Genomic DNA, 7,881 nt, shown 5'->3' on the forward strand with positions numbered 1-7,881 from the left:
CACTGCTCGTCGCTTTCTGCCCGCCAGGGGCGCACGCCGGCCTTCGCCCCTGGCGCTGTGTGGTCTGTTGCAAGCCGCGTGGCTAGCGCATCGCGCTAGGCGTCCTCGGCCAGCGGCGGCAGCCGTCGCGGCACCGGGGTCGACTTCACGATGGCGGAGTTGGTTTCGGCGCGATCGGTGACTTTTGCCAGGATGTTGTCCAGGTGCGCGATGTTGCGCAGGTACAGCCGGCAGATGAAGCAGTCCTCGCCGGTCACCTTGTCGCACTCGACGAATTCCGGGATGCGCTGCAGCAGTTCCTCCACCAGGTGCAACTGCCCCGGCAGCGGCTTGACCCGCACGATCGCCTGCAAGGTGTAGCCCAGCGCGCGCGGATCGAGCTCGACCGTGAATCCGGCGATCACGCCCTGGTGCTGCAGCCGGCGCACGCGGTCGGCGGTCGCCGGGGCCGACAGGCCGATCTGCCGGGCCAGTTCGCTGGTCGCCATGCGCGCGTCTTGCGCCAATGCAGCCAGGATGGCGCGGTCGATCGCGTCGAGTGGGGCGATGGCGGGAGGGGAAAGGCGGATTTGCATGGTGGCCTTCATTTTTTAGGTAAATTCCGTAATTGGCCTAATTTTAAGCATATTTTCGCGGAATTGCGGTTTCTACAATGACGGCTGTTCGCAGCATTGAAAGGAACCGGGATGGCCTCGAACGAGATTCGCCGTGGTGCGGCCGAGATGGTCGTGGCCATGCTCATGTCCGGCACGATCGGCTGGCTGGTGGTGTCGTCGGGGCAGTCGCCGTTCAACGTGGTGTTCTTCCGCTGCCTGTTCGGCGCGGCCACGCTGCTCATCGTCTGCGCGGCGCTGGGCCTGTTGCGGCGCAAGGCGTTCTCGCCGCGGATGCTGGCGCTGGTGCTGCTCGGCGGGATCGCGATCGTGGGCAACTGGCTGCTGCTGTTCGCCGCCTACGGCCGCGCGTCGATTTCGATGGCCACCGCCGTCTACAACACGCAGCCGTTCATGCTGGTCGGGCTCGGCGCGCTCGTGTTCCGCGAGCGCATCAGTGCCTCGACCGTGGGGTGGCTGGCGGTGGCGTTCGTCGGTCTGGTGGGCGTGGTGCGCATCGCGCCTGCGGTGCTCGCGGTGCCGGGCGAGTACCTGCAGGGCGTCGCCCTGGCGCTCGGTGCCGCGTTTCTGTACGCGGTGTCGTCGATCGTCACCAAGCACCTGAAAGGCACGCCGCCGCATCTGCTCGCGCTGCTGCAACTGGGCATCGGCATCGTGTTGCTGGCGCCGTTCGTGCATTTCGATGCCTTGCCTGCCCGTCCCGGCCAGTGGCTGGACCTGGTCGTGATCGGCGTGGTCAACACCGGGGTGATGTACGTGCTGCTGTACGGCGCCATCCAGAAACTGCCCACAGCAATGATCGGCGCGCTGTCGTTCATCTATCCGGTGGTGGCGATCGCGGTCGATCGCATCGCCTTCGGGCAATCGCTGGCATGGACGCAGGTGCTCGGGGCGTTGCTGATCCTGCTGGCGGCGGCCGGGGTCAACTTCGGCTGGCGCGTGTGGCCGTGGCCGCGCGCAGCGCGGGCGCCTGCCAGCCGGCTCAAGACCGGCGAGCGCTAGTCCACCGCGCGACGACGGCGTCGTCCGGCGTTTGCGGATCCCTCGCTGGCGCACTGTCCCGCACGCGGGAGAGTGCTTCCGCCGGATCGGGATTTATCCATCACGAGCCGGCTTCTACCCTGGGGGCCGTTTCCGCAGCCGCCGCGCGCCCAGGGAGTTCCCGTGTCGCCGATCATTTCCGTACAACACCTTACCAAGACCTACGCCGGGGGTTTCCAGGCACTGAAGGGCATCGACCTGGAGATCCATCGCGGCGAGATCTTCGCCCTGCTCGGCCCCAACGGTGCCGGCAAGACCACGCTGATCAGCATCGTCTGCGGGCTGGTCAATCCCAGCAGCGGCCGGGTGCTGGCCGATGGCCACGACATCGTGCGCGACTACCGCGCCGCGCGCGGCAAGATCGGCCTGGTGCCGCAGGAACTGGCCACCGATGCGTTCGAGACGGTGTGGGCGACGGTGCGCTTCAGCCGCGGCCTGTTCGGCAAGCCGCGCGACGACGCCCACCTGGAGCGGGTGCTGCGCGAGCTGTCGCTGTGGGACAAGCGCGGCAGCCGCATCTCCACCCTGTCCGGCGGCATGAAGCGGCGCGTGCTGATCGCCAAGGCGCTGGCGCACGAGCCGTCCATCCTGTTCCTGGACGAACCCACCGCCGGAGTCGACGTGGAGCTGCGCCACGACATGTGGCAGATGGTGCGGCGCCTGCGCGAGCAGGGCACCACCATCATCCTGACCACGCACTACATCGAGGAAGCCGAGGACATGGCCGACCGCGTGGGCGTGGTCAATCGCGGCGAACTGGTGCTGGTGGAGGACAAGCGCACGCTGATGCGCAAGCTCGGCAAGAAGCAACTGGCGCTGACCCTGCAGGCACCGCTGCACGCGTTGCCGCCGGCGCTGGCGGCGCAGCCATTGGAGCTGTCCGCCGACGGTACGACACTGACCTACACCTACGACGCGCAGGCCGCGCAGACCGGCATCGGCCCGCTGCTGCGGCAACTGGAGGCGCAGGGCGTGGAGATCAAGGATCTGCAGTCCAGCGAGAGTTCGCTGGAGGAGATCTTCGTCAACCTGGTGCGGCCGGCTGCCGCCACGGAGGCACGCGCATGAACCTGCACGCGATCGCCGCGATCTATCGCTTCGAGATGGCGCGCACCTTCCGCACGCTGACCCAGTCCATCGCCTCGCCGGTGCTGTCGACCTCGCTGTACTTCGTGGTGTTCGGCGCGGCGATCGGTTCGCGCATGGGCGCCATCGACGGCATCAGCTACGGCGCCTACATCATCCCGGGGCTGGTGATGCTGTCGCTGCTCAGCGAAAGCATCTCCAACGCCTCCTTCGGCATCTACATGCCGCGCTGGGCCGGCACCATCTACGAGGTGCTGTCGGCGCCGGTGGCGTGGTGGGAGGTGGTGATCGGCTACGTCGGCGCGGCGGCCAGCAAGTCGGTGCTGCTGGGCCTGCTGATCCTGCTCACCGCACGCGCCTTCGTGCCGTACGAGATCGCGCATCCGCTGTGGATGTTCGGCTTCCTGGTGCTGACCGCGCTGACGTTCAGCCTGTTCGGCTTCATCATCGGCGTGTGGGCCGACGGCTTCGAGAAGCTGCAGGTGATACCGCTGATGGTGATCACGCCGCTGACCTTCCTCGGCGGCAGCTTCTACTCGATCAACATGCTGCCGCCGCTGTGGCAGAAGATCAGCCTGTTCAACCCGGTGGTGTACCTGGTCAGCGGCTTCCGCTGGGCGTTCTACGGCAAGGCCGACGTGCATATCGCGGTCAGCCTGGGCATGACCCTGGCGTTCCTGGCGCTGTGCCTGGGCGTGGTGTGGGCGATCTTCCGCAGCGGCTATCGGCTCAAGCCCTGAGGTGCAGCGTCGGGGCCGCAGCATGCCGGCAGGCGCGGCGCCTGCCGGCGGTCGCGCCTACTTGGCGTCGAGCCAGAAGGCTTCGACCGTGCCCTTGACCTTCATGGTCATCGGGTTGCCGCGGCGGTCGCGCGCCTTGCCGACCTGGACGCGGATCCAGCCTTCGCTGATCGAGTACTCCTCGACGTTGTCGCGCTCCACGCCGTTGAAGCGGATGCCGACGCCGCGCGACAGCGTCTCGGCATCGTGGAAGGGGCTCTGCGGGCTGACCGCCAGGCGGTCGGGGGGCGTGTCGGACATCGTGGTGGCTTCGCGTGGCGGCGGACAGCGCCGTCTTCCGGGCTGCGAAGGATAAACGCCTGCGGCGCCGTTGCCGAGTTCCGTGCGCTTCCGTCGCCGCGGCGGGCACGGCACACTTGCACCTTCCCTTCCATCCGCCGGCTCACGCCATGCCCGACAACAGCACCGATTACGACGATCCCGACGATCTGCACGACGAGCTCGACGACGATCCGGACACCCAGCAAGGGCTGATCTGGAACCTGCTGCTGCTGATCAATCCCGGCGACGAGGAAAGTGCGCTGCGTCAGTTCAACGCGTTCCGCGAAGCGCGCGCCGAGCACGAGGGCGAAGAGGACGACGGCTGGTTGTGGACGCTGAAGGATGCCATCGACTGGAGTGCCGGCTTCTACGTGGACTGGAAGGACACCGAGTCGCTGATCGGCGCGATCGACGAACTGGCGACGCGCTGGAACCTGCGCATCGATTGGGGCGGCGACGTGGACGACGAGGACTTCCTCGACAGTCATGACGTGCCGGCGCTGCTGAACGTCGCCTACGACCGCCTGCGCGAACACGGCTATACCCTCTGGTGCTGGGACACCGAGGGCGATGCGTACGCCGGGTGGATGGCGCTCAGCCGCGACGACGAGGACATGCGGCGCCTGGCGGCGCTGCTGGACATCGAACTGCGCCCGGGCAGCGATCCGTTCTAGGCGGACATGGCGCCACCGTTCACGGCGCCTCGCCGCGCGCCTGCGCACGTGCATTGCGGATCAATGCTTTCAACAGCTCGCGGTCGCTGTGGCGCGAGACCGGCACCGCGCCCAGGCGGATCGCGTCGTCGCGCAGGGCGGCGGGCACGTCGTAGTGCGCGCCGCTGAGCTTGTTCTGGAAGGCGCGGCGGGGAATGCCCAGCCGCGCCGCCATGGCGTGCAGTTCGTCCAGCGTGTCGGCGAGCAGGTGGCCCCAGCGCTGGCCGCGCCAGGGATGCACCGCATCGTCGATGTAGACCGCCACGCGCCAGGTCAGGCCGGCTTGTGCGTGCCGTCGGCGTCCGCCGCGGCGTCGGTCGCCGCGCTGCTGTCGGCCTTCACCGGGTCGGCATCGCTCGTCTTCTTCTCGGCGTCCGCATCCGCATCCGCGTCAGTCTCGTCCTCGTCCGCATCCTCTGCCGCGCCGTCGCCCGCGGCGAACTCGGCAACCAGCGCGTCCAGGTACTCGGCCGGGGTCTGGCCGGCCTCGGCCGCCAGCGCGTCGATCATCTGCTGCAGCTGCGTGGAGTAGTCCAGGGTGATGGTGTTGCCTTCCTGCTCCTGCAGGTTGGCCAGGTGCTTGAGCATCGCCAGCATCGGCACCGGATTGTCGGCATTGCCCATGGTCTGGCCACCGACCGACAGCAACCACTGGCGACCCTGCAGGCCGATCGCGGCCAGCACGCGGCCGCTCTCGTTCTGCAGCACGGCGTGGTTGGCGATGGGCTGCTCGCGGCCCAGGCGGGCGAAGGGGCGCGGCGACTGCTGCTTCTTGCGCTTGTCGCGCTTGGCTTTGGATTGCTTGGACACGGCGGTCTCGTTGGCGAAGTGGCGGCCATTGTAAGCGCCGCGCCGTGTGCGGTCCCGCCGGGCCGGTGCGGCGCGGTCGTCGCCCGCGCGCGCGGTGACGCCGCGGTCAGCGCGTGTTGGCCGCTGCCGGGGGCCCGCCGGGAGCGGCGGTGCTCGCCACCGGTGCGCTGCCGTTGATGCTGCGCAAGGCATCGCGCGCGGCCGCGGCCGCGGCCTCCGGCGAGGTCGTGCGCGGCTCGGCGATCTGCACCGAGGCCTTGCCCGGCGTCGCGGCCGGCGCCGTCGGGGCAGCGCCGTTGCTGGCGGCAGGCGCCGCCGCGGGCGCGCCCTTGCCGGCGGCCGGCGCGGCGGCCGCGTCCCCCGCCGTGGCGCTCAGGTCCGGCACCTTGGTGTCGGCGTCGGCCTGCACCGTGCCCAGGGCGACGCTGTGATCTCCGTCGGCGGTGGCGGCGTCCTCGGCATCCTTGGTCATCACCACGATGCTGATGCGGCGGTTGATCGGATTGTTCGGCACCTGCTTGTCGAACAGCACCGAGGAGGACAGCCCGACCACGCGCGAGACCTTGTCCTCGCCCATGCCGCCGGCGACCAGTTCGCGGCGCGCGGCGTTGGCGCGGTCCGCGCTCAGTTCCCAGTTGCTGTAGCCGTTCTTGCCGCTGTACTGGGTGACATCGGTGTGGCCGGTGATGCTGATGTGGTTGGGCACCTGATTGATGAAGCCGGACAGCTCGTGGAGGATGCCGCGGGTATAGGGCTTGAGCACCGCGCTGCCGAGGTCGAACATCGGCCGGTTCTCCTTGTCCACGATCTGGATGCGCAGGCCGTCCGGGGTCAGGTCCAGCAGCAGCTGGTCCTTGAACGGTTCCAGCGCCTGGCTCTTGTCGATGGCTTCCTTCAGCTCCTGCATCAGCGTTTCCAGGCGTTGCTTCTCCTTCTCGCGCTGCGTGGTCTTGCTGTCGTCGCCCTTCAGACTCTTGCTGCCGAACGGATCCTTGTTGTTGCCGCGCTGCATCTCGCCGGCGCCGCCGAGCTTGATCATCGAGGTGCTGGCGCCGCCGGGGCCGGCCATGCCGGGGCTCGGCGCCGGGCTCTTGCCGGCCAGCGGGCTGGGATTGCGGAAGTATTCGGCGATCGCCGCGCGCTGTTCCTTGGTGGTGGCCGCCACCAGCCACAGCACCAGGAAGAACGCCATCATCGCGGTCACGAAGTCGGCATAGGCCACCTTCCACGCGCCGCCGTGGTGGCCGCCGCCCTGGACCTTCTTGACCCGGCGGATGACGACGGTGGATTTGGTCTCGGCCATGACCGCGTTACTTGATCGTCTTCAGATGCGATTCGAAGTCGGCGAAGCTCGGCCGCACGTCGGTCGGCAGGGTCTTGCGCGCGAATTCGAGGGCGATCTTCGGGTTGTAGCCGCGCAGGCAGGCCAGCAGCGCGGTCTTCACCGATTCGAAGATGCGGCTGTCCTGCTCGGCGCGCGCTTCCATCGCCGCCGACAGCGGCGCGACGAAGCCGTAGGCCAGCAGGATGCCGAGGAAGGTGCCGACCAGCGCCGCGCCGACGTGGTGACCGATCTCCTCGATCGGGCCGCCGATCGAGCCCATGGTGATGACGATGCCCAGCACCGCGGCGACGATGCCGAAACCGGGCAGGCCGTCGGACACCTTGCTCAGCGCATGCGCCGGCGCCATCGCCTCGTGGTGGTGCTTCTCCAGCTCCAGCTCCAGCAGCGGTTCCAGTTCGTGCGGCTCGATGTTGCTGCCGATCATCAGGCGCAGGCAGTCGGTGATGAAGTCGAGCAGGTGGTGGTCGGCCAGCACCTTCGGGTAGTTGCCGAAGATCGCGCTGTCGGCCGGGCGCTCGACGTGGTCTTCCAGCGCCATGAAGCCGTCGCGGCGCGCCTTGTTCAGCAGTTCGTAGATCAGGGTGAGGGTGCTGCGGTAGTCGTCGGCCTTGTACTGCGGGCCCTTGAACACGCCCAGCACGCCGGAGAGCGTCGCCTTGACGATCTTGCCCGGGGTGCTGACCAGGAATGCGCCCAGCGCCGCGCCACCGATGATCATCAGCTCGTAGGGCTGCCACAGCGCGCCGAGTTTGCCGTGCGACAGCACGTAGCCGCCGACCACGCTGATGATGACGACGATGAAGCCAACGATGATGAGCATGGCGGGGCAGCCTGCGGGCCGGAGCGGGGACGCTCTAGATGTCGGCCCCGTCGCGCCATTCTGAAGGTGTGAACTGTGCCGGGTTTTTGGCGGCGGCCGCGCCCGCGCCGGTCTTCAGCCGGTCATGCCGCTGTCGTGGCGGACGCATTTGAGGGTCTCGCCCAGGCCGGCCAGGGTCAGCGTGGCCTGGTCCGGCTGCGCCTGCCGGAAGGTATTGCCCAGGGCGTCGGTGTAGCGCGCGCCGGTGGCGCCGCCGGCATCGGTGCGCTGCATGTCCAGGTGGGTGCCGCGCACCTGCAGGGCCAGGCGCTCGCGCGCCGGGTCGGCGGCGGCCTGTACCAGCTCTTCGCCGCAGCGCCACTGCATGGGCAGGGCATCGGCCTGCAGGCCG

At 68.6% G+C, this 7,881-nt stretch carries 11 protein-coding genes; 4 read left to right on the forward strand and 7 right to left on the reverse strand.

Features of this window, described 5'->3' with window-relative positions:
- Nucleotides 1-95: 95 nt before the first annotated feature.
- Nucleotides 96-575 carry an Lrp/AsnC family transcriptional regulator gene (locus CEK65_RS17345; protein ID WP_152182499.1) on the reverse strand — a complete coding sequence of 160 codons (480 nt, stop codon included), beginning with the start codon at nt 573-575 and terminating at the stop codon, nt 96-98.
- 111 nt (nt 576-686) lie between these two features.
- Between CEK65_RS17345 and CEK65_RS17350 the strand changes: the two genes are divergently transcribed.
- The 3 genes from CEK65_RS17350 to CEK65_RS17360 all read left to right on the forward strand — a co-directional run bounded on the left by CEK65_RS17350 (nt 687) and on the right by CEK65_RS17360 (nt 3,481).
- A complete protein-coding gene (locus CEK65_RS17350) occupies nt 687-1,616 on the forward strand; it encodes a DMT family transporter (RefSeq protein WP_152182500.1) in 930 nt (309 codons plus the stop codon).
- Between the two features lie 162 nt (nt 1,617-1,778).
- Nucleotides 1,779-2,723 (forward strand): ABC transporter ATP-binding protein, encoded by a 945-nt coding sequence (locus CEK65_RS17355; protein ID WP_152182501.1) that lies wholly within the window; start codon nt 1,779-1,781, stop codon nt 2,721-2,723.
- Entirely contained in the window at nt 2,720-3,481 is a 762-nt protein-coding gene (locus CEK65_RS17360) for an ABC transporter permease (protein ID WP_017907655.1), read from the forward strand. The genes CEK65_RS17355 and CEK65_RS17360 overlap by 4 nt, the downstream gene beginning before the upstream one ends.
- 57 nt (nt 3,482-3,538) lie before the next feature.
- Here CEK65_RS17360 and CEK65_RS17365 read toward each other — a convergent pair whose 3' ends face one another.
- Complete coding sequence (locus CEK65_RS17365) at nt 3,539-3,781, reverse strand: DUF3297 family protein (protein ID WP_010343635.1); 243 nt, start codon at nt 3,779-3,781, stop codon at nt 3,539-3,541.
- A 149-nt stretch (nt 3,782-3,930) separates the two neighbouring features.
- On the opposite strand from CEK65_RS17365, the gene CEK65_RS17370 reads away from it, so the two are divergent.
- On the forward strand, nt 3,931-4,476 hold the full coding sequence (locus CEK65_RS17370) for a hypothetical protein (protein WP_017907656.1): 546 nt from the start codon (nt 3,931-3,933) through the stop codon (nt 4,474-4,476).
- A 19-nt stretch (nt 4,477-4,495) separates the two neighbouring features.
- Here the strand turns inward: CEK65_RS17370 and CEK65_RS17375 are convergent, their stop codons facing one another.
- From CEK65_RS17375 to CEK65_RS21035, 5 genes are all read right to left on the reverse strand, one after another.
- Nucleotides 4,496-4,780: a DUF4031 domain-containing protein gene (locus tag CEK65_RS17375; protein ID WP_017915239.1), complete on the reverse strand. Its 285-nt coding sequence runs from the start codon at nt 4,778-4,780 to the stop codon at nt 4,496-4,498.
- Between the two features lie 8 nt (nt 4,781-4,788).
- Nucleotides 4,789-5,325 (reverse strand): hypothetical protein, encoded by a 537-nt coding sequence (locus tag CEK65_RS17380; RefSeq protein ID WP_152182502.1) that lies wholly within the window; start codon nt 5,323-5,325, stop codon nt 4,789-4,791.
- A 106-nt stretch (nt 5,326-5,431) separates the two neighbouring features.
- Nucleotides 5,432-6,628: a flagellar motor protein MotB gene (gene motB / locus CEK65_RS17385; protein WP_152182503.1), complete on the reverse strand. Its 1,197-nt coding sequence runs from the start codon at nt 6,626-6,628 to the stop codon at nt 5,432-5,434.
- A 7-nt stretch (nt 6,629-6,635) separates the two neighbouring features.
- Nucleotides 6,636-7,490 (reverse strand): flagellar motor stator protein MotA, encoded by an 855-nt coding sequence (gene motA, locus CEK65_RS17390; RefSeq protein WP_017908926.1) that lies wholly within the window; start codon nt 7,488-7,490, stop codon nt 6,636-6,638.
- A gap of 114 nt (nt 7,491-7,604) precedes the next feature.
- A partial coding sequence (locus CEK65_RS21035) for a hypothetical protein (RefSeq protein ID WP_193314824.1) occupies nt 7,605-7,881 on the reverse strand: 277 nt, incomplete at its 5' end.

Source organism: Xanthomonas sp. LMG 12459 (assembly GCF_009192905.1).
GTDB classification, from domain to species: domain Bacteria; phylum Pseudomonadota; class Gammaproteobacteria; order Xanthomonadales; family Xanthomonadaceae; genus Xanthomonas_A; species Xanthomonas_A sontii.